We start from the raw sequence: 23696 nt of genomic DNA, 5'->3' as shown, positions 1-23696 counted from the left end.
CAGGCGCCTAGATCTTCTGATTGTACTCGCCGACTTCGGGATGCGTGCGCAGCACGCTGTTCACCATCTCGAACATGTCGTGCATGCGCTGCTCGGAGACCGGGCTCTCGACCACGACGACGAGCTCAGGTTTGTTGGAGGAGGCGCGCACAAGGCCCCAGCTGCCGTCCTCGACCGTGACGCGCACGCCGTTGACGGTGACGAGATCGCGGATCGACTGGCCGCCGATCTTCGTGCCCCTGGCCTGCAAGTCCTCGAAATGCTTCACCACCTGGTCGATGACGCCGTATTTGGTCTCGTCGGCGCAATGCGGCGACATGGTCGGCGACGACCAGGTCTTCGGCAGCGCATTCTTCAGGTCGGCCATCGACTTGCCCGGCGCGCGGTCGAGCATGTCGCAGATCGCGAGCGCCGAAACCAAGCCGTCGTCATAGCCGCGTCCATACGGCTTGTTGAAGAAGAAATGGCCGGACTTCTCGAAACCTGCCAGCGCGCCGGTCTCGTTGGTGCGGCGCTTCATGTAGGAATGGCCGGTCTTCCAATAGTCGGTTTTGGCGCCCTGCTTCTGCAGCACCGGGTCGGTGACGAACAGGCCGGTCGACTTCACGTCGACGATGAAATGCGCGTTTTTGTGGATCGCCGACATGTCGCGCGCCAGCATCACGCCGACCTTGTCGGCAAAAATCTCCTCGCCGGTATTGTCGACGACGCCGCAGCGGTCGCCGTCGCCGTCAAAGCCGAGGCCGACATCGGCCTTGTGATGCAGCACCGCGTCGCGGATCGCGTGCAGCATCTCCATGTCTTCGGGGTTCGGATTGTATTTCGGGAAGGTGTGGTCGAGCTCGGTGTCGAGCGGAATCACCTCGCAGCCGATCGCCTCCAGCACCTGCGGCGCGAACGCGCCGGCGGTGCCGTTGCCGCAGGCCGCGACGACCTTGAGCTTGCGCTTCAGCTTCGGACGATTGGTGAGGTCGGCGATGTAGCGCGCCGGATAATTCTCGTGGAACTGATAGGAGCCGCCCGCCTTGTTCTTGAAATCGGCATTGAGCACGATCTCCTTCAGCCGCGTCATCTCCTCGGGCCCGAAGGTCAGCGGACGGTTGGCGCCCATCTTGACGCCCGTCCAGCCATTGTCGTTGTGCGAGGCGGTCACCATCGCGCAGCAGGGCACGTCGAGATCAAACTGCGCGAAATAGGCCATCGGCGTCACCGCAAGGCCGATATCATGCACCTTGCAGCCCGCCGCCATCAGGCCGGAGATCAGCGCGTATTTGATCGAGGCCGAATAGCCGCGGAAATCGTGCCCGGTGACGATCTCCTGGCTGACGCCGAGCTCGGCGATCAGCGCGCCCAGCCCCATGCCGAGCGCCTGCACACCCATCAGGTTGATTTCCTTCTGGAACAACCAGCGCGCGTCGTATTCGCGAAAGCCCGTCGGCTTCACCATCGGCTCGGATTCGAAGGCGTAGGTGTTTGGCAACAATACGGATTTCGGCTTCGGGAACATTGAGACGATCTCGTGAAATGGGGGGCAGAGGCAGCCTTAGCGAATGCCGGGCCGCAGCGGAAGGCGGGAATGAAGGCTTATGGCCGATAATTGCGGCAGTTTGGTAACGAAGAAACGTTACCGCCGGGGCGATACGAGGCGAATTGCTATCCTGAAATAGGCGGCGTTTGATCGCGAAGGATTTGGCCTATTGCTCCAGCACCATCTGGCCGTTGGCGTACTCGAAGCGCTTCAGGCGGGAGAGGAAGGAGAGGCCGAGCAGGTTCTCCGACAGCGCCTCGTCGGGCAGCACCATGGCATCGACGTCGCGCACGACCAGACCGCCGACCTCGAGCATCGCGATGCGGGTGCGCGCGGCCTTGATGGTGCCGTTGGCGGTGGAGACGGTGGCATTGTAATCGCTGCGCGAGGGACGCAGGCCAAAGCGGGCCGCCGAAGTCTCATTCAGCGCAACCACGGAGGCGCCGGTGTCGAGCATGAAGCCGATGCGCTGGCCGTCGATCCGGCCCTCGGTCTGGAAATGACCGCGGCCATCGCGGGAAATGGCGAGGCTGCGCCCACCGGCAGGCGCCGTCGCCGCAACGGCGACCGTGGCGCGCGGCACCGCGGTTGCGGAAGCCGAGCTCATCTTGTCCGCCATCTGCGCCATGAAGGTGCCGAGGCCGATCATGACGGCTGCGATGATCAGAATGTTACGCATCACACCACTTCCGAGCCGGAAAGCTCGATTTCACCACGCGACACGCCAGGCCGCGAGCGTTGCTGCGGCCAGAGCGATGCTATTTTGACGAAAAGGATGAGCGAACGGTTAATGCGACTTCAGGTGCCGCGCGGCTTGGCGCGTCGGGTCGGCACTGCGCTGGCCGGATCGTCCGGCCAGGGATGGCGCGGATAGCGGCCGCGCAGGTCGGAACGGACCGCGGCGTAGCTGCCGCGCCAGAAGCCGGGAAGATCGCGCGTCACCTGCACCGGGCGCTGCGCCGGCGACAGCAATTCCAGCACCAGCGGTACCTTGCCGGCGGCGATCGAGGGATGGATGTTGAGACCGAACAATTCCTGCAGCCGCACCGCGATGGTCGGCCCCTGCTCGGCCTCGTAGTCGATCGCGAGCACGCTTCCGGTCGGCGCCTCGAAATGCGTCGGTGCCTCGCGCTCGAGCCGCGCGCGCATCTCCCACGGCAGCAGCGCCATCAGTGCATCCGAGAGATCGCCGGGCGAGATGTCCTTCAGCGCGATCTTGTCGTAGAGCGCCGGCACCAGCCAGTCGTCGCGGCGCGCGATCAATCCGTCGTCCGTGAGATCGGGCCAGCTGTCGCCCTCGGCCTTGCGCAGGAACATCACGCGATCGCGCCATTGTTTGGCGGCCTTCGACCAGGGCAACCGATCGAGGCCCGCGGCGATCAATCCGTCGGCGAGAATGCGCGCGGTGTCCTCGGTGGGTGACACGGCCAGTGTCGCTTCGGACAGCGTGATCGCATGCAGCACGCGCTTGCGCCGCGCGCGCAGCGCCATCGCACCACGGTCGAACGAAATCTCGTCGGCGCCCTCGATATGCTCGGCGAAATGCCGCTCGATCTCGTCCTGGGTGATTTGCGCAGCGAGCAGGATACGTCCGCTCGCTGCCGTGCCCGTCATCTCGCCGATCGCGATATAGGGCGCGCGGGCGAGCGAGGAGGTCTGCTCGACCGCGGCGCCGCGGCCGTTGGCAAGCACGAAACTGCCATTGCCGCGATTGCGCGCGACGCGGTCCGGGAACGCATAGGCGAGCATCAAACCGGTCGAGAGATCATCCTGCGGTCCCGCCTTCTCCGAAGCTGCCACTTGCGAGGCCCAACGCCGCGCCAGATCGCGCGCGCTGGCGGCGCGCGGCGAGCGGTCGCGGCGGAACTGGTCGCGCCGGTGCTCGAGATCGACGCTGTCGCCGCCAAGCCCGCGCTCCGTGATGATGGCCGCGATCTCGGCGGCGGCTTCGCCCTCGCCTGCGCGATGCGAATCCACGATCATGCGCGCGAGCCGCGGCGGCAGCGCCAGCGCACGCAGGCTTTTTCCTTCCGCGGTGATGCGACCGTCGCCGTCGAGTGCGTTGAGCTCGGAGAGCAGGCTCTTGGCTTCTTTCCAGGCGGGTGCGGGCGGCGGATCGAGGAATGACAGCGAGGCGGGATCGCTGACGCCCCATTGCGCGAGATCGAGCACCAGCGAAGACAGGTCGGCGCTGAGAATTTCCGGCTGGGTGTAGGGCGAGAGCGAGGCCGTCTGCGGCTCGTCCCAGAGCCTGTAGCAGATACCCGGCTCGGTGCGGCCGGCGCGACCGCGGCGCTGGTCGGCTGCCGCACGCGAGGCGCGCACGGTCTCGAGGCGCGTCAGGCCGATGTCGGGCTCGTAGCGCGGCACGCGGGCAAGACCGGAATCGACCACGATGCGCACACCTTCGATGGTGAGCGAGGTCTCCGCGATCGAAGTTGCCAGCACCACCTTGCGCATGCCTTTGGGGGCAGGCGAAATCGCACGGTCCTGCACGGCGGCGTCGAGCGCGCCGAACAGCGGCACGATCTCGATGCTGGCGTCCTGCACGCGCTCGCCGAGGAAGTTCTGGGTGCGGCGGATTTCGGCAGCGCCCGGCAGGAACGCCAGCACCGAGCCGCCATCGGCGCGCAGCGCGGATGCAATGGCGTCCGCCATCTGCCGCTCGATCGGCGCATCCGCCTTGCGACCGAGATAGCGCGTCTCGACCGGGAAGGCGCGGCCTTCGCTTTCGATGACGGGCGCATCGCCCAGCAACCTTGCGACCCGGGCGCCGTCGAGCGTGGCGGACATCACGAGGATGCGGAGGTCTTCGCGCAGGCCGGTTTGCGCGTCACGGGCCAGCGCGAGGCCCATGTCCGCATCGAGCGAACGCTCGTGGAATTCGTCGAACAGGACGGCGGCAACGCCTGACAACTCGGGATCGTCGAGGATCTGGCGGGTGAAGATGCCCTCCGTCACCACCTCGATGCGGGTCGCGCGCGAGATCTTCGAGCCGAACCGGACGCGGTAGCCGACGGTCTCGCCGGCGCGTTCGCCAAGCGATTTGGCCATGCGATCGGCGCTGGCGCGCGCCGCAATACGCCGCGGCTCCAGCACGATGATCCTCTTGCTCTTCGCCCAGGGCGCGTCGAGCAACGCGAGCGGCACGCGCGTGGTCTTGCCGGCCCCGGGCGGGGCCACCAGCACGGCCGCGTTATGCGCCTCCAGCGTGCGCGAGAGGTCGTCGAGCACGGCATCGATCGGAAGGGGCGTGTCGAAACTGCGAGGCAACAAATCATCCCGTCGTCATGCCCGGGCTTGTCCCGGGCATCCACGTTCTTTCATCTGGCAGTGAACAAGACGTGGATGGCCGGGACAAGCCCGGCCATGACGGTTTCCATCAGCCCTGCACGGGCGGCCGGCCAATGCTGTCATAGGTGAAGCCGGCGGCTTCCATGTCCTCCGGGCGGTAGATGTTGCGCAAATCGACGATGACGGACTGCGCCATCACGGTCTTCAGCCGGTCGAGATCGAGCGCACGGAACTGCACCCATTCGGTGACAATGACGAGCGCATCGGCACCTTCGGCGCAGGAATAGGCGTCCTCGCAATAGGTGATGTCAGGCAACTCCCCCTTGGCCTGCTCCATGCCGACGGGATCGAATGCCTTGACCTTGGCACCCATGTCGATCAGGCCCGTCACCAGCGGAATCGACGGCGCATCGCGCATGTCGTCGGTGTCGGGCTTGAAGGTCAGGCCGAGCACGGCGATGGTCTTGCCGCGCAGAGAGCCGCCGAGCGCCTGGCTCACCTTGCGCGCCATCGCGCGCTTGCGGTTCTCGTTGACCGCCAGCACGGATTCGACGATGCGCAGGGAGACATCATAGTCCTGCGCGATCTTGATCAGCGCCTTGGTGTCCTTCGGGAAGCAGGAGCCGCCGAAGCCGGGACCGGCATGCAGGAACTTGGTGCCGATGCGGTTGTCCAGCCCAATGCCGCGCGCGACCTCCTGCACGTTGGCGCCGGCCTTCTCGGAGAGGTCGGCGATCTCGTTGATGAAGGTGATCTTGGTCGCGAGAAACGCGTTCGCGGCGTATTTGATCATCTCGGCGGTCCGACGCTCCGTGAACATCAGCGGGGCCTGGTTCAGCGACAGCGGGCGGTAGATGTCGCCCATCACCTTGCGGCCGCGCTCGTCGGAGGTGCCGACCACGACGCGATCGGGAAACTTGAAGTCGCGGATCGCCGCGCCTTCGCGCAAAAACTCTGGATTGGAGGCAACCACGACGTCGGCGTTGGGATTGGTCTCGCGGATGATGCGCTCGACCTCGTCGCCGGTGCCGACAGGCACGGTCGACTTCGTCACCACGACGGTGAAGCCGGTGAGCGACTGCGCGATCTCTTTCGCTGCGGCGTAGACATAGGAGAGATCGGCATGGCCGTCGCCGCGGCGGGACGGCGTGCCGACCGCGATGAAAACGGCATCGGCATCCGCGACCGGCTTCTTCAGGTCGGTGGTGAAGTCGAGCCGCTTGGCCTTGACGTTGTTCGCGACCAGTTCGTCGAGGCCGGGCTCGTAGATCGGGATTTCGCCGCGATGGAGCGCCGCGATCTTCTTCTCATCCTTGTCGACGCAGGTGACGTCGTGACCGAAATCGGCAAAGCAGGCGCCGGACACCAGTCCCACATAGCCCGTGCCGATCATCGCGATGCGCATGAAAAGTCCCTGTCTTGAATTGGTTAACGAAACCCGACGCTGGGCGGTTTAGCATTTTCCCGAGGGGAAGGAACAGTCCGCGGACAAAAAAGCGGCACGAGAATTGTACCGGTAAAGAAGTCGGAAACCGTGAAGGCCCCACACTGTCTCGCGCCCGGGCAGGACGGGCGGAACACGCCTCGAAAAGAGACACCATGGCACCATCAGGCACAATCGCAGGGAGCGCAGGCACCAAAGCGCCGTCCGCCGCGCGTATCGACTGGGTCGACTACGCCAAGGGCATTTGCATCATCATGGTCGTGATGATGCACTCGGTGCTGGGGGTCGAGCTCGCCGCCGGCCAGACCGGTTTCATGCATGTCGCCGTGGCCTTCGCAAAGCCGTTCCGGATGCCGGACTTCTTCCTGATCTCTGGCCTGTTCCTGCCGCTGGTGATCGACCGGGATTGGCGAACCTATCTCGACCGCAAGGTGGTGCATTTCGCCTATTTCTATGTCGTCTGGGTGACAATCCAGTTCGGTTTCAAGGCGCCCGCTTTCGCGGCAGAGACGAGCTGGCACCACGTTGGCCTCTTGTATCTCGAATCCTTCGTGGAGCCGTTCGGCACGCTGTGGTTCATCTATCTGCTGCCGGTCTTCTTCGTCGTCACAAAACTGACACGCAAATTCCCGCCGCTCGTGATCTGGCTCGTCGCCGCCGCACTGGAGACGGCCCGCATCTCCACCGGCTGGACCGCGATCGACGAGTTTTGCGCGCGCTTCGTCTATTTTTATTCGGGCTATCTGTTCGCGCCTTACGTGTTCGCGTTGTCGGATCGCGCGCGGAAACATCCCGTCCTTGCGCTTGCGGCGCTCGCGACCTGGGCGCTGGTCAATGCCGGCCTGGTCGCGTCGGGGGCCAGCGAGTGGAAGATCGTCTCGCTCGTGCTCGGCTTTGCCGGTGCCTGCGCCATCATCACCATGGGCACGCTGCTCGCGCGCGCGCAATGGCTGAACTTTTTCCGCTTCTGCGGCGAGCATTCGATCGTGATCTATCTCGCCTTCTTCCTGCCGATGGCGGCGACGCGGACGCTGTTGCTGCGCACCGGCATCATTCCCGACATTGGCACGGTGTCGCTGATCGTCACCGTCGCCGGCGTGCTCGGCGCGCTCGCGATCTGGCGGGTGGCGCTGCTGTTCAATGCGCGCTTCCTGTTCGAACGGCCGGAGGCGTTCTGGATCGCGCCGAAGAAAGCCGGCGTGCGGTTGCAGGCGGCGGAGTAGCCGTGCGCTCACTGTCGTCGCACGGCTTGGCCGGGCGACCCAGTCTTCCAGAGACGATCATTGTTGACCGATAGGCCGCGACGTACTGGATTCCCCGCCTTCGCGGGGAATGACAGTGGGGTACGTGGCGAATGACAGTGGGGGATAGTGGCACCACCGAGCCAAAAATCACCCTTCCAAGGCTGTCAAAGCCCGCAAAAATTCATACATTGCGGCCATGCCCAAAACATCTTCGAAGACCACCGCCAAGGCTGACACCAAGGCTGCTGCGCCCAAAGCCGCCAATACCGAGGCTGCTGCCGCGCCAGCTGCTGCCAAACCGGTTGCAGCAAAGGCGGCGGGCAGGGGCGACCACATTTTCCTGGTCGACGGTTCCGGCTACATCTTCCGCGCCTACCACGCGCTGCCGCCGCTCAACCGCAAGTCCGACGGCTTGCAGGTCAACGCCGTGCTCGGCTTCTGCAACATGCTTTGGAAGCTGCTCCGCGACATGCCCGCCGACAACCGGCCGACGCATCTGGCCATCGTGTTCGACAAATCCGAGGTCACCTTCCGCAATGCGATCTACCCCGAGTACAAGGCGCACCGGCCGCCGGCGCCGGACGACCTGATCCCGCAATTCGCGCTGATCCGCGAGGCCGTACGCGCCTTCGACCTGCCCTGCCTGGAACAAGGCGGCTTCGAGGCCGACGACCTGATCGCAACCTATGCGCGGCAAGCAAGCGAACGCGGCGCCACCACGACCATCGTGTCCTCCGACAAGGATCTGATGCAGCTCGTGAACGACAAGATCATGATGTACGACACCATGAAGGATCGCCGCATCGGCATCCCCGAGGTGATCGAGAAGTTCGGCGTGCCACCGGAGAAGGTGGTCGAGGTGCAGGCGCTGGCCGGCGACTCCACCGACAACGTGCCCGGCGTGCCCGGCATCGGCATCAAGACCGCCGCGCAGTTGATCACCGAATATGGCGACCTCGACCAATTGCTGTTCCGCGCCACCGAGATCAAGCAGCCGAAGCGGCGCGAGGCGCTGATCGAGAATGCCGAGAAGGCGCGAATCTCGCGCAAGCTCGTGCTGCTCGATGACAAGGTGAAGCTGGACGTACCGCTCGACGACCTCGCCGTCCACGAGCCCGACGCACGCAAGCTGATTGCGTTCCTGAAGGCGATGGAATTCACCACGCTGACGCGCCGCGTCGCCGATTACTCCCAGATCGACCCCGCCAACGTCGATGCCGATGCGAGCAACAGCAGCGGCGCCAAGTCCGGCGACGGCGCCGCCAAGGCAAGATCGTCCGAGACTTCCGGCGATCTCTTCGGCGCGCCTGCGGCGATCGCGACGGGCGGCGACAAGGGCGACAAGGGGGCCAGCCTGAAGGGCGCGCCGGTCTCCCTGGCCGCCGCGCGCGAAGAGGCGCTGCGCAAGCTTCCAGTCCATCGCGACAAATATCAAACGATCAAGTCGCTCAAGGATCTCAACGGCTTCATTGCGCGCATCCACGATGCCGGTCATGTCGCGGTCGAGATCCGCGGAAACTCGATCGATCCGATGCAGGCCGACTTCTGCGGGATCGCGCTGGCGCTGGCGCCGAACGAGGCCTGCTACGTGCCGCTGGCGCACAAGCAAGCTGGCGGCGGCGCCGGCCTGTTCGACGCCGGCCTTGCACCCGATCAGGTCAAGCATGCCGATGCGATCGAGGCGCTACGTCCCGTGCTGGAATCGGCGGGCATTCTCAAGATCGGCTTCGACCTCAAATTCACCGCCGTGATGCTGGCGCAGCACGGCATCACCTTGCGCAACACCGACGATGCGCAGCTGATCTCCTATGTGCTCGACGCCGGCCGCGGCTCGCATGCGATCGAGCAGCTGTCCGAGCGCTGGTTCGGCCATGCCATGCTGAAGGAGAGCGAACTGCTCGGCAGCGGCAAGGGCAAGATCACCTTCGACCAGGTGCCGATCGACAAGGCCGCGGCGCTGTCGGCCGAAGGCGCCGACGTCGCCTTGCGCGTCTGGCGCGTGCTGAAGCCGCGCCTGGTCGCCGAGCATATGACCGCGGTCTACGAGACGCTGGAGCGGCCGCTGGTCGCTGTGCTTGCGCGCATGGAGCGGCGCGGCATCTCGATCGACCGCCAGGTGCTGTCGCGACTCTCGGGCGACTTCGCCCAGACGGCGGCGCGGGTCGAGGCCGAGATCCAGGAGATCGCCGGCGAGCCGGTCAATGTCGGCAGCCCCAAGCAGATCGGCGACATCCTGTTCGGCAAGATGGGACTGTCCGGCGGCACCAAGACCAAGACCGGCGCATGGTCGACCACCGCGCAAGTGCTGGACGAGCTCGCCGAGCAGGGCCACGATCTCCCGAAGAAGATCCTGGAGTGGCGCCAGGTTTCGAAACTGAAATCGACCTATACCGACGCGCTGCCGACCTACGTCAATCCGGAGACCCATCGCGTCCACACCACCTACGCGCTGGCCGCGACCACGACGGGCCGGCTGTCGTCGAACGAGCCGAATCTGCAGAACATCCCGGTTCGTACCGAGGACGGCCGCAAGATCCGCCGCGCTTTCATCGCGACGCCCGGGCACAAGCTGGTCTCCGCCGACTATTCGCAGATCGAGCTCAGGCTGCTCGCCGAGATCGCCGACATTCCCGTGCTGAAGCAGGCATTCAAGGACGGTCTCGACATTCACGCCATGACCGCGTCGGAAATGTTCGGCGTGCCGATCAAAGGCATGCCTAGCGAAATCCGCCGTCGCGCCAAGGCGATCAATTTCGGCATCATCTACGGCATCTCGGCGTTCGGGCTCGCCAACCAGCTCGGCATCGCGCGCGAGGAAGCCTCCGCCTACATCAAGAAATATTTCGAGCGTTTCCCGGGCATCCGCGCCTACATGGACGAGACGCGCGATTTCTGCCGGCAGAACGGCTTCGTCACGACGCTGTTCGGCCGCAAGATGCACTATCCGGACATCAAGGCGTCGAACGCCTCGGTGCGCGCCTTCAACGAGCGCGCCGCGATCAACGCGCGGCTGCAGGGCACCGCGGCCGACATCATCCGCCGCGCCATGACGCGAGTCGAGGACGCGCTGGCCGAGAAGAAGCTCTCGGCGCAGATGCTGCTGCAGGTGCACGACGAATTGATCTTCGAGGTGCCGGACGCCGAAGTCGCAGCAACGTTGCCGGTCGTGCAGCACGTCATGCAGGACGCGCCGTTCCCGGCCGTGCTGCTCTCGGTGCCGCTGCATGTCGACGCGCGCGCGGCGAATAATTGGGACGAAGCGCATTGAGGCTGCTTTCCCCGGATCCTGCGCAGCGCCGCCCTTCGCGGCGTAGTGCGTTGCTGATCCGGGGCCCACGCCGCGCCACCAGATCCCGGCTCTGCGGCGCACCGTTTCACGCTGCCCCGCGTCCGGGACACGTGAGTTGAATTGTCCTCCGAGCAATTGCGCGATGGCCGCGCCTCGCCTCGCATATTAGAACCGTGCCATCTCCCGCACCGGCTCACCCATGCCCCACACATCCGCCCTGCTCGGCTTTGCCCTCGTCTCCTTCGGTCTCGTGCTCACCCCGGGACCGAACATGATCTATTTGATCTCGCGCTCGATCACGCAAGGACCGGCAGCCGGCATCGTCTCCCTGGGCGGAGTTGCGCTCGGCTTCGTGTTCTACATGCTGTGCGCGGCGTTCGGCATCACGGCCCTCTTGCTCGCCATTCCCTTTGCCTATGACGCACTGCGCTTTGCCGGCGCGGGCTATCTGCTGTGGCTCGCCTGGCAGGCGGTGAAACCGGGCGGACGTTCGCCGTTCCAGGTGAAGCAGCTTGCCATCGACAGTCCGCGCAAATTGTTCGCGATGGGTTTCGTCACCAACCTGCTCAACCCGAAGATCGCGATGCTGTATCTGGCGCTGCTGCCGCAGTTCATCGATCCCGCAGCCGGCAGCGTGCTGACGCAGTCAGTGGTGCTGGGCGCGATCCAGATCGCGATCAGCGTCAGCGTCAATGCAATGATCGCGCTGGCGGCCGGATCGATCGCGCTGTTCCTGGCGAACCGGCCGAGCTGGATGCTGGTGCAGCGCTGGCTGATGGGCACGGTGCTGGCCGGGCTTGCGGTGCGGATGGCGGTGGAAGCGCGGAAGGTGTGAGGCGCAACGCTGTCATGCCCCGCGAAGGCGGGGCATGACAGCATCGTCCATCAATCCAGCTTCGCTTCCATGCCCCGCTTCACCGCCGGCCTTGCCATCAGCGCCTCGTACCAGCGCTTGACGTTGGGGAAGTCGGTCAGCTCAACCTTGTGGCGAGGGTGGCGCCAGGCCCAGCCCAGGATGGCAAAATCGGCAATCGAGAGATCGCCGGCGACGAAGTCGCTGTCAGTCAGCCGGCGGTCGAGCACGCCGTAGAGCCGGCGCGTCTCCGCCATGTAGCGCTTCAGACCGTAGGCGCGGTCCTGCTCGTTTTCGAGCGCGATGAAATGGTGCACCTGGCCCGGCATCGGGCCAAAGCCGCCCATCTGCCACATCAGCCATTCGTAGACGGGAATACGCTGCCCAAGCGATTTCGGCAGGAATTTGCCGGTCTTTTCACCGAGATAGAGCAGGATCGCGCCTGATTCGAAGATGCTGACGGGCTTGCCGGCCGGGCCCTCAGAATCGACGAGCGCCGGGATCTTGTTGTTCGGGGACAGCTTCAGGAACTCCGGCGCCATCTGCTCGCCCTTGGTGATGTTCACCGGGATCACCTTGTAAGGCAGCCCCATTTCCTCCAGCGCGACCGAAATCTTGCGGCCGTTCGGCGTGTTCCAGGTGTGCAGCTCGATGCTCATGCCGTGCTTCCTTCCCCAACAGGTTTGGCATCCCACCTACTCCAGAACGTCGCACCCCCACAACCGGCGGTCCGGGATGGCCGATCCCTGTTGACGAGGGACGCCCCCTCTGGAATGTCGCAGCCGTCGCGGATAAATTCCGCCTCCTCCAAAAGTGCTCCCGAGGGACCGCCGTGTCGAAATCAGCCTCCCGCGCCCGCCTGTTCGAAATCATCCGCCGGCGCTCATTCGGCCGCGGCGAGGTGACGCTCGCGTCGGGCCGCAAGAGCGATTTCTACTTCAACCTCAAGCCGACCATGCTCGACCCGGAGGGGGCGACCCTGCTCGCCGAGCTGACCTATGAGGCGCTGAAGGACGACAATCTCGATTTCATCGGCGGCCTCGAGATGGGCGCGGTGCCGCTCGCTGGCGCGCTGGCGCAGATCTCCTGGATCAAGGGCCACCCGATCGCGGCGTTCTTCGTGCGCAAGAAGCCGAAGGAGCACGGCGCCAAGCTCGCGATTGAAGGCCTTCCCAGAGGCGAGACGCTGGAGGGCAAGCGGGTCGTGATCGTCGAGGACGTCACCACCACTGGCGGCTCGGCGATGAAGGCGGTGGAATCGGTGCGCGAGACCGGCGCCGAGGTGGTGCTGGTGCTGACCATGGTCGACCGCGAAGAAGGCGCCACCGACACGTTCGGCGCGGCCGGCCTACCGTTCCGCTCGCTGTACAAGGCGTCGGAATTCCTGAAGGCGTGAGGCGGGAAATCTTTCTCTGCCGTCATGCCCGGGCTTGACCCGGGCATCCACGTCTTTGCCGCACGAAAGATCGTAGATGGCCGGGACAAGCCCGGCCATGACGAGCTCGGTGATTCAGCCCCTCAACCGCTCATTTACCATCCCGCTCTATGGTGAATCATGTGCTGAGATCCCCAAGGGGTCCCGGCCGGTCCCGTAGCGTCGGGTGGAGTGAGCGTTGCGTACAGTCCTGTCCCATGCGCGCCGGCGGCGACGCGCGATGCTTGTAGCCGCCACCCTTGCAGCACCGCTGCTGGCGGCGCCGGCCCCGGTTTCGGCCGAAGGCCTGTTCGACTTCTTCTTCGGCGGGATGCAGCAGCAACGGCCGCAACGCGAGGTGCCGCAGCAGGCGAGTTCCTACGCCGATCCCTTCGCCGGGCAGCAGAATGCCGCCACGCCGCAATATGTGCCGCCGACGCGCGCGGCGGCCGGAGGTTCCGGCCCGGCCTTCTGCGTGCGCAGCTGCGACGGCAAATATTTTCCGCTGATGCGCGGCCTCGCCTCGGCGGCGCAGATGTGCCAAGCGTTCTGTCCTGCCAGCGCGACCAAGGTCTATTTCGGCTCCTCGATCGACGGTGCGGCGTCGCAAACCGGCGAGCGTTACGCCGACAGCGAGAACGCCTTCGCCTACCGCAAGGCATTGCGTTCGGACTGCACCTGCAACGGCCGCGAGCCGGCCGGCCTTGCCCCGGTCGATCTCGCGCTGGACTCCTCGCTGAAGGCCGGCGACGTGATTGCGACCAGCGACGGGCTCGTCGCCTATACTGGCATCCGCGTCGGCAACGACCAGGCCGCGGACTTCACCCCGGTTGCGTCCTATCCCGGCCTCACCGCCCAGGTCCGCGCCCGCCTCGGCGAGATGAAGGTGGCCCCGGTGCGGGCAGAGACGGTGTCGGCAGATGCGCCCGCCCCGGAGATCGTGCGTGAGGCGCTGCCCGATGTGACGGTGCCGAAGACGGCAAAGCCGGCGAAGCGGGCGGGGCTGGATTGACTCACTCTCGTGTCCCGGACGCGGCGCGGCATGCAATGACGCGACGCAGAGCCGGGACACAGAACGCCGCGAGCCTGGGCCCCGGTTCAGCAGCGCACCACACCCGACGATGCTTCGCATCGCTCGGGAGTGCTGCACTGCGCCCGGGGCATGAGACTATCGTCCGATAATCACCCCGATCACGTTCGGCGCCGCCAGATATTTCTCCTCGATCGCCGCGCGCGCGGCGGCGCGGTTGTCCGGGGTCAGCAAGCCGCGCTTCTCGGCCAGGATCATCCAGCAGAAGCCCCACCAGTCCGTCAGCATGCCGGCTTCGTCAACGAGGTCATAACCCTGCTCGGCCGCGAAGATGCGCGCATGGGCCTCATCCAGCGTGTCCAGGAACAGATGGTCCTCGGTCGAGAACAGATCGTCGCTGACGTCGTCGATGGTGTAGCCCCAGATCGACTGGCACACCGCGTTGAACTCGCGGTCGAACTGGTCATCGTCGATCCTCTGGCGCCGCGCGGCCTGATGCAGCCGCGACAGCGAGCGCGCGAAATCGGCGATCCGGGTGAGGGCAAATTGATCGAAGGCGATGGTGGACATGTAGTCCTCGCAAAGTCTGACAGACGCTAGATATTGTGCCGGCAACGCGCCGAATCACAATGATATATCAAAGACTTACTAAAGTGTTCTTAATTTGTTCCGAGGCGGTGCCGAAATCTCAGGAACAGCGCGAGGCCGCGATCGCATGGACGCGGCGGTCGCCGAGCAGATGGGCGACGAAGCCGTTGGCCGGAAAGATCTTCGCAAATGCGACGTCTCGGATGCTGAGGCCGCCGGCATAAGCGCCGAACGCCGGCATCACCGCGCGCATCCCGTCGGAGGCGAAGCAGCGGCGCTCCATCGAGCGGCCACGCGCGGCGACGCGCGCCTTGGGATGGAGATGGCCCGCGATCTCGCCGCGCGCACCGGTCGGCTCGTGACGGAAAGTGATCGGGCCGATCGCGACTTCGTCGACGACGGTGCCGCCGAGATCGCTCGGCAGCATCGGATCGTGATTGCCCGAGATCCAGATCCAGTCGCGGCCGGTCTGGAGCGCTGCGACCGCATCGCGATTTTCCGACGACAGCCGCTCATGTGCGGTGCGGTCGTGAAAGCTGTCGCCGAGTGCGATGACGGTGCGCGGATCATGGCGGGAGATGACAGCAGCGAGACGGCTCAGCGTTGCCAGCGTATCGTAAGGCGGCAAGAGCACGCCGCGGGCGGCGAAGCTCGAGCCTTTTTCCAGATGCAGATCAGAGACGACGAGCAGGCGCTGCTCTTCCCAGAACAGCGCGCCGGAGAGATCGGCGGCAAAAGTCACGTCGCTGATGGCAACTGTGGACACGCGCATGTCGTCGATATCTTCCGAAACCTGCGCGCCAATCGTCACGTCTTACCCGCTTCTATCCATCGCCTCTTTGACGAGCTCATCGGCGGCTTCGGCCAAAAGCTCGTCTGCAGCTTCGCCATAAACTGACTCGCGACCGATTTCCAGCATCACGGGCACGGCCAGCGGGGAGACGCGGTCGAGTTCCCGGTGCGTGATCCGGCCGTGGATGCGCACCAGCATGTCGCTGAGACGGCGCAAATCGAGCAGGCCGGTGGCGGCATCGGCGCGCGCGGCGCGCAACAGGACGTGATCGGCCTGATGCTTGCGCAGCACGTCGTAGACGAGATCGGTCGAGAACAACACCTGACGACGGCTCTTCTCCTCGCCGGTATGCCGGCGTGTGATCAGGCCGGAGATGATCGCGCAGTTGCGGAAGGTGCGCTTCATCAGGGCGGATTCGGCGAGCCAGGCTTCCAGATCGTCGCCGAGCATATCAGGATCGAACAGCGCGTTGAGATCGATCCGGCCATCACGGATCATGAAGGAGAGATCGCCGAGCGCCCAGATCGCCACCGCATATTCGTTGGCGACGAAGCCGAGCGGCCGGGCGCGGGCGCGCTCCAGCCGGCGCGTCAGCAGCATGCCGAGGGTCTGATGCGCGAGACGTCCCTCGAAGGGATAGCAGACGATGTAGTGCTTGTTGGCGCGCGGAAAGCTTTCGACCAGGAGTTCGCGCACCGCCGGCACGCTGCTGACGTCCTTCTGCAGCGACAGCCAGTCGCGCACCTGCTCCGGCAAGCCACGCCATGCGCGCGCGTCATCGAGCAGCCGGCGCACGCGTTCGGCGAGATAGGTCGAGAGCGGGAATTTTCCGCCCATATAGGACGGCACTTTCGGGTCCTTGTCATGCGCGCGCGAGACATAGACCTGGTCCTCGACCAGGGTCTCATAGCGCACCACCTCGCCTGAAAACACGAAGGTATCGCCGGGCGAGAGGCCCTCGATGAAGGCCTCTTCGATCTCGCCGAGCAGCCGGCCGCCCCGCGCGATCACGCCCGTAGAGCCGCCTGCCTTTCCTTGGCCACCGCCGCGCGAGCGCACCAGCCGCACCTTCAGCATGTCGTCCTCGACGATGGTGCCGACATTCATCCGGTAGCTCTGCCGCACCTTGGGATTGGCGACGCGCCAGCGACCCTCCTTGTCCTGCTTGATGCGGGCGAAGCGCTCATAGGTCTTCAGCGCGTAGCCGCCGGAGGCGACGAAATCGACGACGTCATCGAAATCCGGCCGCGACAAGTCTGCGTAAGGCGCGGCGGTGCGCACTTCGGCATAGAGTTCGTCAGAGAGGAACGGCTCGCCGCAGGCGCAACCGAGCACGTGCTGCGCCAGCACGTCGAGGCCACCTTTGCGCAAGGGCGGCGTGTCCTGCGCGTTCTCGGCAATGGCATCGATGGCGACGCGGCACTCCAGCACCTCGAAACGGTTGGCCGGCACCAGCACCGCGCGCGAGGCATCGTCGAGGCGGTGGTTGGCGCGGCCGATCCGCTGCATCAGGCGCGAGGAGCCCTTGGGCGCGCCGATATTGACGACGAGATCGACGTCGCCCCAGTCGACGCCGAGATCGAGCGAGGAGGTGCAGACCACGCCGCGCAGCCGGCCCGCCGACATGGCGTCCTCGACCTTGCGGCGCTGGGCAACGTCGAGCGAGCCGTGATGCAGCGCGATGGCAAGGCCGTCGTCGTTCATGCTCCATAGATTCTGGAACAGCATCTCGGCCTGGCTGCGGGTGTTGACGAAGACCAGCGTGGTCTTGTTCGCCTTGATCAGCTCGTAAATCTCGGGGAGCGCGTGGCGCGCGCTGTGGCCGGCCCAGGGCAGGCGCTCGCGCGTGTCGAGCATCTCGACCTCGGGCGGGGCCGCGCCGCCGGCGATGACGATGTCGGCGGCGGCCTCCTTGCCGTCGGGCTGCGGCACCAGGAAGCGCGCGAGCTGATCCGGCTCGGCCACCGTCGCCGACAGGCCGATCGCGCGCATCTGCGGCGCCAGCCGCCACAGCCGCGCCAGCCCGAGCGAGAGCAGATCGCCGCGCTTGGACGTCACCAGCGCATGCAGCTCGTCGAGCACGATGCGCTTCAACGAGGAGAACAGGAATGGCGCGTCATCCGAGGACAGCAGCAGCGCAAGCTGCTCGGGCGTCGTCAGCAATACGTCAGGCGGATAGCGCCGCTGCCGTTGGCGCCGCGACACCGGCGTGTCGCCGGTGCGGGTCTCGACCTTGATCGGCAGCGCCATCTCCGCAATCGGCCGCTCCAGATTGCGCGCGATGTCGACGGCAAGCGCCTTCAGCGGCGAGATGTAGAGCGTGTGCAGGCCGCCGGAACGTTGCACGCTGCGACCGGTGGAGACGAGGCTTTTCTTCTCACCGGCCTCCCGTTCGATCGGCTGTTGCGAAAGCTCTACCAGGGTCGGCAGAAATCCCGCCAGCGTCTTGCCGGCGCCGGTCGGTGCGATCAGCAGCGCCGAGCGGTCCTCACGGGCCTTCTCCAGCAGCGCCAATTGATGCACGCGCGGCGACCAGCCGCGGGCTGCGAACCACGCGTTGAAGCGGTCGGGCAGCAGCGCAGGCGTTTCGGCCGATGTTTTGAGAATACGGGGCGGCACGGCATGACAGGTAAGCCGTGAGCGTGGCTTCGTCGAGGGGTGCTGCCCTCCCCACCTGCGCGAGGAGGGCGAGCGGCCTCACGCCCCGGCCGGCACCTAATCCAGAAATCCGGTCACGCTTTGGATCCGGCCGTCCTTCAGCACGGCAAAATCAGTGCCCTTGATCGGGCCGTCGGCGCCGTCGGGACCAAGTCCCCAGGAAAAGCGGACGTGGTCGCCGTAGCCGTTGGGCTCGCCGATCAGCTGGAATTTGAAATCGGGAAAGCGCTGCTGCACGCCTGCGATCAGCGCCTCTATGCCGTCGCGGCCGTCGCCCTTCATCAGGGGATCGACATAGCTCGCATCAATCGTCCAGTTTTCGCCGAGCATCTCGCGGCGCCGGCCGGCGGTGCGCTCGTTCCAGAGCTCGATGTAGCTTCGGGCGATGGTGATGGGGTCGGTCATGCCACTCTCCTTCGATGACGCCGTATTCGGCTGTCCCCGACTATCGAAGGATCCCGCGCGCTTATCGATTACCTCGCAGGTCATCATTGCGCAGAAAAATGGAGCGCGATGATGTTGTCATCGCGCTCCATTCGCATGCGAATTGGCCCGTGAAGATTACTTCGCGGCAGTGACCATGATCTCGACGGTGTATTGCGGCGCCGCCAGCTTGGCCTCGACGGTGGCGCGGGCGGGAGTATTGCCGGCCGACACCCAGGCGTCCCACACCGCATTCATCTCGCCGAACGTCTTCATGTCTGTGATGTAGATCGTGGCCGAGAGCAGCTTCGACTTGTCGGTGCCGGCCTTGGCGAGATGGCCGTCGATGGTCTTCAGGATGTCCTGGGTCTGCTTCGTCACGCTTTCGCCGGCCGCGTTGTTGGCGACGACACCGGCGAGATAGACGGTGTTGCCGTGCACGACGACCTGGCTCATGCGCGGGCCGGTTTCGAAACGCTGAATGCTCATTGGTAGCTCCTTACTGGAATGGCGCCCCTGTCTAGCCCAGCGCCTCACGCCCTGCCACCCCGGCGGCGCATGCGTCGCTGGCAACGCATGCGCGGCTTATCGAAGCGGACCGAACAATTCAGCCCACCGCCTTGGCGGCGGACCGGCCCGCATTGCGGCCCGAGAACAGGCAGCCGCCGAGGAAGGTGCCCTCCAGCGAGCGATAGCCGTGCACGCCGCCGCCGCCGAAGCCGGCGGCTTCGCCGACCGCATAGAGGCCGGGAATGACACTGCCCTCGCTGCCGAACACACGGGATTCGAGATCGGTCTCGAAGCCGCCCAGCGTCTTGCGGGTGAGGATGTTGAGCTTGACCGCGATCAGCGGCCCTTGCGCGGGATCCAGGATCCTGTGTGGGGAGGCAGTGCGGATCAGCCTGTCGCCGATATAGCGGCGCGCATTGTGGATGTTCATCACCTGCGCATCCTTGACGTAAGGATTGGCGATCTCGCGGTCGCGCGCCTCGATCTGCATCCTGATGTGCTCGATCTTGAGGAGGTCGCTGCCGGCAAGCTTGTTCATGGCCGCGACAAGGTCCTCGATCTTGTCGCGCACGATGAAGTCGACACCATGGCTTTTGAATGCTTCGACCGGCGCCGGCGCCCCCTTGTTGGTGGCGCGGCGCAGGGTCATGCGCCAGCTCTTGCCCGTCAGGTCCGGGTTCTGCTCCGAGCCCGACAGCGCAAACTCCTTCTTGATGATGCTCTGGGTCAGGATGAACCAGGAATAATCATAGCCGGTCGACATGATGTACTGGAGCTGGCCGAGCGTGTCGGAGCCCGGGAATAGCGGCGCCGGCAATCGCGTGCCCGTGGCATCGAACCACATCGAGGAGGGGCCGGGCAGGATGCGGATGCCATGGCGCGGCCAGATCGGATTCCAGTTCTGGATGCCCTCGACGTAGTGCCACATGCGGTCGCGATTGATCAGCCGCGCACCTGATTTCCGGGTGATGCCGATCATGCGGCCATCGACATGTTCGGGCACGCCCGAGATCATGAATTTCGGCGGCTCGCCCAGCCGCTTCGGCCAATTCTGCCGCACCAGTTCGTGATTGCCGCCGATGCCGCCGGACGCCACGATCACGGCCTGCGCCTTCAGCGCAAATTCGCCGACGACATTGCGCGAGGTGCTCTTGCCGCGTTCGATCGTATCGGGGGCGAGGACAGCACCGCTGACGCCATCCACCGTGCCGTTGGTGATGGAGAGCGCGTCGACGCGGTGACGGAACCTGAAGACCAGCCGGCCGCTCTTCATCGCCTCGCGCGCCCGACGCTCGAACGGCTCGACGATGCCGGGGCCGGTGCCCCAGGTGACGTGAAAGCGCGGCACTGAATTGCCGTGGCCCATCGCGTCATAGCCGCCGCGCTCGGCCCAGCCGACCACCGGAAAGAAGCGATGGCCCATCGCCCGCAGCCAGGCGCGCTTTTCGCCGGCCGCGAACGCCACATAGGCCTCCGCCCATTGCCGCGGCCAGAAATCCTCGTCGCGGTCGAAGCCGGCGGCACCGATCCAGTCCTGCATGGCCAGGTCGAAGGAATCCTTGATGCCGAGCCGGCGCTGCTCCGGCGAATCGACCAGGAACAAGCCGCCGAACGACCAGAACGCCTGCCCGCCGATCGACTGCTCGCCCTCCTGGTCGACCACGATCACGCGCTTGCCTGCGTCCGCAATCTCGGTTGCGGCAACCAGTCCCGACAGGCCCGCGCCGACGACGATGACGTCGGTCTCTTCAGCCATGTGCTTCCCCCTCCATGAAGTTCCCCTGTATTGCCCGGATTGAAGCCAGCGGCTGCAACTGAGATCAAGGGTGTGGCGCGTAAGACATCATTAACTTGTTCCACTTCGGGATCGAGACCCGCCGAGTGCAGCGCCGCCGCAACACTGGATTTGAATTTGTTTTGAGCGAGCCGGCCTGCCTAGACAAAACCTCGGTTACGACGGACGCTAGTCGCGCATCATCACCTGACACGCAGATTCGAATTCGACTGGGGCGGGGACAATGAAGTTTCTGACGGGGTTGCTGGCGGCAGTTCTCCTCATCGCTTGCATGGGGGCTTCTCACGCGGTGGTTCGGATCGCGGACGACCGCGGTGGCCGGATCGGAACCTACGTCGACAAATACCAGGACCTCAGGCAGTCAGGTGACACCGTCATCATCGACGGCCTCTGCGCCTCGGCCTGCACTATCGTTCTCGGCGCCATTCCGCATGACCGCATCTGCGTGACCTCGAGCGCGACGCTCGGCTTCCACGCCGCCTGGGATTTCGGCAGCAACGGCCGCGCCGTCACCAACACCGAGGCGACCCAGATGCTGTATATGATGTATCCTTCGCAGGTGAAGCGTTGGATCAACCAGCGCGGCGGCTTGACCCCGCACATGCTGTTCCTGAGGGGCAAGCAGCTCCAGGCCATGTACAAGCCCTGCTACCTGGATGCGCAGGCCTCGGCCATCAAGCCGTCGCGCCGGCCGCTCCCGCAATCTGACCAGATCGAATCCGCCCGGGGCCAGCTGCGCTGACCTTCTCGGCCTGACGGACCGTTCCGGCCCGCCAGCGGTGCCTTGCCCGCAGGCGGGCCAGGGCTTATCTGAGGCTGGGAACCGGGGCCTTCGCCCCGATCGTTGCACCGATCGTTTCATGGCTCAACCGCTGCACCCATCGCATCCGCTACAGGACAATTCGCCCACTGCCGGCCGGACGCCGTTCGTGCTGCTGTTGGCGGGCGCGGGGATCGGCGGATTGCTGGTGCTGGGCGCGCTGGCACTGTGGTTCCACTACGGCACGCAGATGTTCTTCGAAATGATCAGGACCGGCTTCGCTGCCTGCTTCTGATCCGCCACAGGAAGTTTTCCGCTCATGAGTTCCGCCGCCCGTCCGCTGGTGATCGCGACCGCCTTCGCCGCAAGCCTCGTTGCCGGCCTCCTGATCATGTTCTGGGCCATGGGCGGCGTCAGCAAGGTGGCGCAGCCGGCCGCGATCGGCGGCCCGTTCCAGCTGACCGACCAGAACGGCAAGGCGGTCACCGACAAGAGCCTCAAGGGCAAGCCGACCCTGATCTTCTTCGGCTACACCCATTGCCCCGACGTCTGCCCGACCTCGCTGTTCGAGATCTCGGAAGTGCTGCGCGCGCTGGGCAAGGATGCCGACAAGGTCAATGCCGTCTTCATCTCGGTCGATCCCGAACGCGACACGCCGGCGATCATGAAGGATTATCTGTCGAGCTTCGATCCGCACCTCGAAGGCCTCAGCGGCGATCCCGCCGAGACCGCCAAGGTCATCACCTCCTACCGGGTCTACGCCAAGAAGGTCCCGACCAAGGACGGCGACTACACCATGGACCACACCGCGCTGATCTACCTGATGGACCGCGACGGCCGCTTCGTCTCCCCGTTCAATCTGAAGCGGACGCCGGACGAGGCGGCGGCGGATTTGAAGAAGTATCTCTGAGGGCTGCCGTTCGAGCCCACCTGCTTCCACATCGTCATGGCCGGGCTTGACCCGGCCATCCACGCCCAAGCCCGCGGGACGGAGAACGTGAATGCCCGGGACAAGCCCGGGCATGACGACCGTCGCCACATTCCGCACTCGCGTTCCCGCCGGGATGGTCTATAACGCCCTCCGATCCCAATGATATCAGTTCATTTCCGGCCGATGGCTCCATCGCAACAGGCGAAATCGTCCAAATCTGGCCGTAGCTTGCTGGCGGGGCTGGCGGTCGGTGCCTGCCTGCTCGCAGGGTTGCCCGACGCCAAGGCCCAGACCCCAGCCAAGCAGCCGCCCCCGGCGGCGCCCCAGGAGACGCAGCAAGCCGCACCTCGGGTCGCGCAGGCCGCCCCGCAGGCCGTGCCGAGCTTCTGGGACCCGCGGCGGCGGCCGGAGCGGCCGGACCTGTCGCGCCTGACCGTGATCCGCTTCCTGACCGAGACCGACTATCCGCCGTTCAATTTCACCGGCGCCGACGGCAACCCGGCCGGCTTCAACGTCGATCTCGCACGCAGCCTGTGCGAGGAGATCAAGGTCACCTGCACGGTGCAGATGCGCCGCTTCGAGACGCTGGTCGACGCGCTCTCCTCCAACCGCGGCGACGCCATCATCGCCTCGATGGCGGTGAGCCCGCAGCTGCGCGCCCGCGTCGACTTCACCGATCCCTATTACCGGGTGCCGGCGCGCTTCGCCTCGCGCAAGGATGCGGTGATGCCGGAGATCCGACCCGAATATCTCGAGGGCAAGAAGGTCGGCGTCATCGCCGGCTCCGCGCACGAGGCCTATCTCAAGGCGATGTTCACCGACGCCGAGCTGCACCCCTATCCCAACGACGACGCGCTCCGCAGCGCTTTGCGCAAGGGCGAGGTCGATTTCATCTTCGGTGATGCCATCTCGCTCGCGTTCTGGATCAACGGCACCGATTCCGGTGATTGCTGCGCCTTCTCCGGCGGTCCCTTCGTCGAGAGCCGTTTCTTCGGCGAAGGCATCGGCATCGCCGTGCGCAAGGGCAACGACGTGCTGCGCCAGGCCCTGAACTGGGCCCTGTTCCGGGTCTGGGAAAAAGGCCGCTACACCGATCTGTGGCTGCGGTATTTCTCGGTGAGCCCGTTCTGATCTTTCGCTAC

General features: G+C 65.3%; 20 protein-coding genes. 9 read left to right on the top strand and 11 right to left on the bottom strand.

Annotated elements, in window-relative coordinates:
• Nucleotides 1-7: 7 nt before the first annotated feature.
• The 4 genes from IVB24_RS05215 to IVB24_RS05200 form a co-directional block, all read right to left on the bottom strand.
• Nucleotides 8-1507 carry a phosphomannomutase/phosphoglucomutase gene (locus IVB24_RS05215; RefSeq protein WP_094976407.1) on the bottom strand — a complete coding sequence of 500 codons (1500 nt, stop codon included), beginning with the start codon at nt 1505-1507 and terminating at the stop codon, nt 8-10.
• 187 nt (nt 1508-1694) lie between these two features.
• A complete protein-coding gene (locus tag IVB24_RS05210; RefSeq protein ID WP_247772253.1) occupies nt 1695-2207 on the bottom strand; it encodes a TIGR02281 family clan AA aspartic protease in 513 nt (170 codons plus the stop codon).
• A 119-nt stretch (nt 2208-2326) separates the two neighbouring features.
• On the bottom strand, nt 2327-4801 hold the full coding sequence (gene hrpB, locus IVB24_RS05205) for an ATP-dependent helicase HrpB (protein WP_247772252.1): 2475 nt from the start codon (nt 4799-4801) through the stop codon (nt 2327-2329).
• A 109-nt stretch (nt 4802-4910) separates the two neighbouring features.
• On the bottom strand, nt 4911-6227 hold the full coding sequence (locus IVB24_RS05200) for a UDP-glucose/GDP-mannose dehydrogenase family protein (RefSeq protein ID WP_140481486.1): 1317 nt from the start codon (nt 6225-6227) through the stop codon (nt 4911-4913).
• 194 nt (nt 6228-6421) lie between these two features.
• Between IVB24_RS05200 and IVB24_RS05195 the strand changes: the two genes are divergently transcribed.
• The 3 genes from IVB24_RS05195 to IVB24_RS05185 all read left to right on the top strand — a co-directional run bounded on the left by IVB24_RS05195 (nt 6422) and on the right by IVB24_RS05185 (nt 11634).
• Nucleotides 6422-7489: an acyltransferase family protein gene (locus IVB24_RS05195; protein ID WP_247772251.1), complete on the top strand. Its 1068-nt coding sequence runs from the start codon at nt 6422-6424 to the stop codon at nt 7487-7489.
• Between the two features lie 217 nt (nt 7490-7706).
• Nucleotides 7707-10778, top strand: coding sequence for a DNA polymerase I (polA, locus tag IVB24_RS05190; protein ID WP_247772250.1), 3072 nt, complete (start codon nt 7707-7709; stop codon nt 10776-10778).
• 220 nt (nt 10779-10998) lie between these two features.
• Entirely contained in the window at nt 10999-11634 is a 636-nt protein-coding gene (locus tag IVB24_RS05185) for a LysE family translocator (RefSeq protein ID WP_094976402.1), read from the top strand.
• 50 nt (nt 11635-11684) lie between these two features.
• On the opposite strand, the gene IVB24_RS05180 is transcribed toward IVB24_RS05185, so the two are convergent.
• Nucleotides 11685-12311 carry a glutathione S-transferase family protein gene (locus IVB24_RS05180; protein ID WP_247772249.1) on the bottom strand — a complete coding sequence of 209 codons (627 nt, stop codon included), beginning with the start codon at nt 12309-12311 and terminating at the stop codon, nt 11685-11687.
• 173 nt (nt 12312-12484) lie between these two features.
• On the opposite strand from IVB24_RS05180, the gene pyrE reads away from it, so the two are divergent.
• Both pyrE and IVB24_RS05170 read left to right on the top strand, forming a co-directional pair.
• Nucleotides 12485-13048, top strand: a complete 564-nt coding sequence (gene pyrE, locus IVB24_RS05175; protein ID WP_008136514.1) for an orotate phosphoribosyltransferase — start codon at nt 12485-12487, stop codon at nt 13046-13048.
• 259 nt (nt 13049-13307) lie between these two features.
• A complete protein-coding gene (locus IVB24_RS05170; RefSeq protein WP_247772248.1) occupies nt 13308-14078 on the top strand; it encodes a DUF2865 domain-containing protein in 771 nt (256 codons plus the stop codon).
• A gap of 156 nt (nt 14079-14234) precedes the next feature.
• On the opposite strand, the gene IVB24_RS05165 is transcribed toward IVB24_RS05170, so the two are convergent.
• The 6 genes from IVB24_RS05165 to IVB24_RS05140 all read right to left on the bottom strand — a co-directional run bounded on the left by IVB24_RS05165 (nt 14235) and on the right by IVB24_RS05140 (nt 20824).
• Nucleotides 14235-14666 (bottom strand): hypothetical protein, encoded by a 432-nt coding sequence (locus tag IVB24_RS05165; RefSeq protein WP_094976401.1) that lies wholly within the window; start codon nt 14664-14666, stop codon nt 14235-14237.
• Between the two features lie 118 nt (nt 14667-14784).
• Complete coding sequence (gene pdeM / locus IVB24_RS05160) at nt 14785-15456, bottom strand: ligase-associated DNA damage response endonuclease PdeM (RefSeq protein WP_247772247.1); 672 nt, start codon at nt 15454-15456, stop codon at nt 14785-14787.
• 42 nt (nt 15457-15498) lie between these two features.
• A complete protein-coding gene (locus IVB24_RS05155) occupies nt 15499-18096 on the bottom strand; it encodes a ligase-associated DNA damage response DEXH box helicase (protein ID WP_247772246.1) in 2598 nt (865 codons plus the stop codon).
• 96 nt (nt 18097-18192) lie between these two features.
• Entirely contained in the window at nt 18193-18540 is a 348-nt protein-coding gene (locus IVB24_RS05150) for a nuclear transport factor 2 family protein (RefSeq protein ID WP_247772245.1), read from the bottom strand.
• A gap of 156 nt (nt 18541-18696) precedes the next feature.
• A complete protein-coding gene (locus IVB24_RS05145) occupies nt 18697-19047 on the bottom strand; it encodes a RidA family protein (protein WP_094893138.1) in 351 nt (116 codons plus the stop codon).
• A gap of 118 nt (nt 19048-19165) precedes the next feature.
• Nucleotides 19166-20824 (bottom strand): FAD-binding dehydrogenase, encoded by a 1659-nt coding sequence (locus tag IVB24_RS05140; RefSeq protein WP_247772244.1) that lies wholly within the window; start codon nt 20822-20824, stop codon nt 19166-19168.
• Nucleotides 20825-21086: 262 nt separating this feature from the next.
• On the opposite strand from IVB24_RS05140, the gene IVB24_RS05135 reads away from it, so the two are divergent.
• The 4 genes from IVB24_RS05135 to IVB24_RS05120 all read left to right on the top strand — a co-directional run bounded on the left by IVB24_RS05135 (nt 21087) and on the right by IVB24_RS05120 (nt 23685).
• Nucleotides 21087-21605 carry a hypothetical protein gene (locus tag IVB24_RS05135; RefSeq protein ID WP_094976396.1) on the top strand — a complete coding sequence of 173 codons (519 nt, stop codon included), beginning with the start codon at nt 21087-21089 and terminating at the stop codon, nt 21603-21605.
• Between the two features lie 118 nt (nt 21606-21723).
• A complete protein-coding gene (locus IVB24_RS05130) occupies nt 21724-21918 on the top strand; it encodes a hypothetical protein (RefSeq protein WP_028140870.1) in 195 nt (64 codons plus the stop codon).
• Nucleotides 21919-21942: 24 nt separating this feature from the next.
• Nucleotides 21943-22533 (top strand): SCO family protein, encoded by a 591-nt coding sequence (locus IVB24_RS05125; protein WP_094976395.1) that lies wholly within the window; start codon nt 21943-21945, stop codon nt 22531-22533.
• A gap of 204 nt (nt 22534-22737) precedes the next feature.
• Nucleotides 22738-23685 carry a transporter substrate-binding domain-containing protein gene (locus tag IVB24_RS05120; protein WP_247772243.1) on the top strand — a complete coding sequence of 316 codons (948 nt, stop codon included), beginning with the start codon at nt 22738-22740 and terminating at the stop codon, nt 23683-23685.
• Nucleotides 23686-23696: the final 11 nt, after the last annotated feature.

Source organism: Bradyrhizobium sp. 192 (assembly GCF_023100965.1).
In the GTDB taxonomy this organism is placed as follows: domain Bacteria; phylum Pseudomonadota; class Alphaproteobacteria; order Rhizobiales; family Xanthobacteraceae; genus Bradyrhizobium; species Bradyrhizobium symbiodeficiens.
The sequence above is the reverse complement of the archived record's forward strand: the minus strand, read 5'-3'. Positions and strand labels throughout refer to the sequence as shown.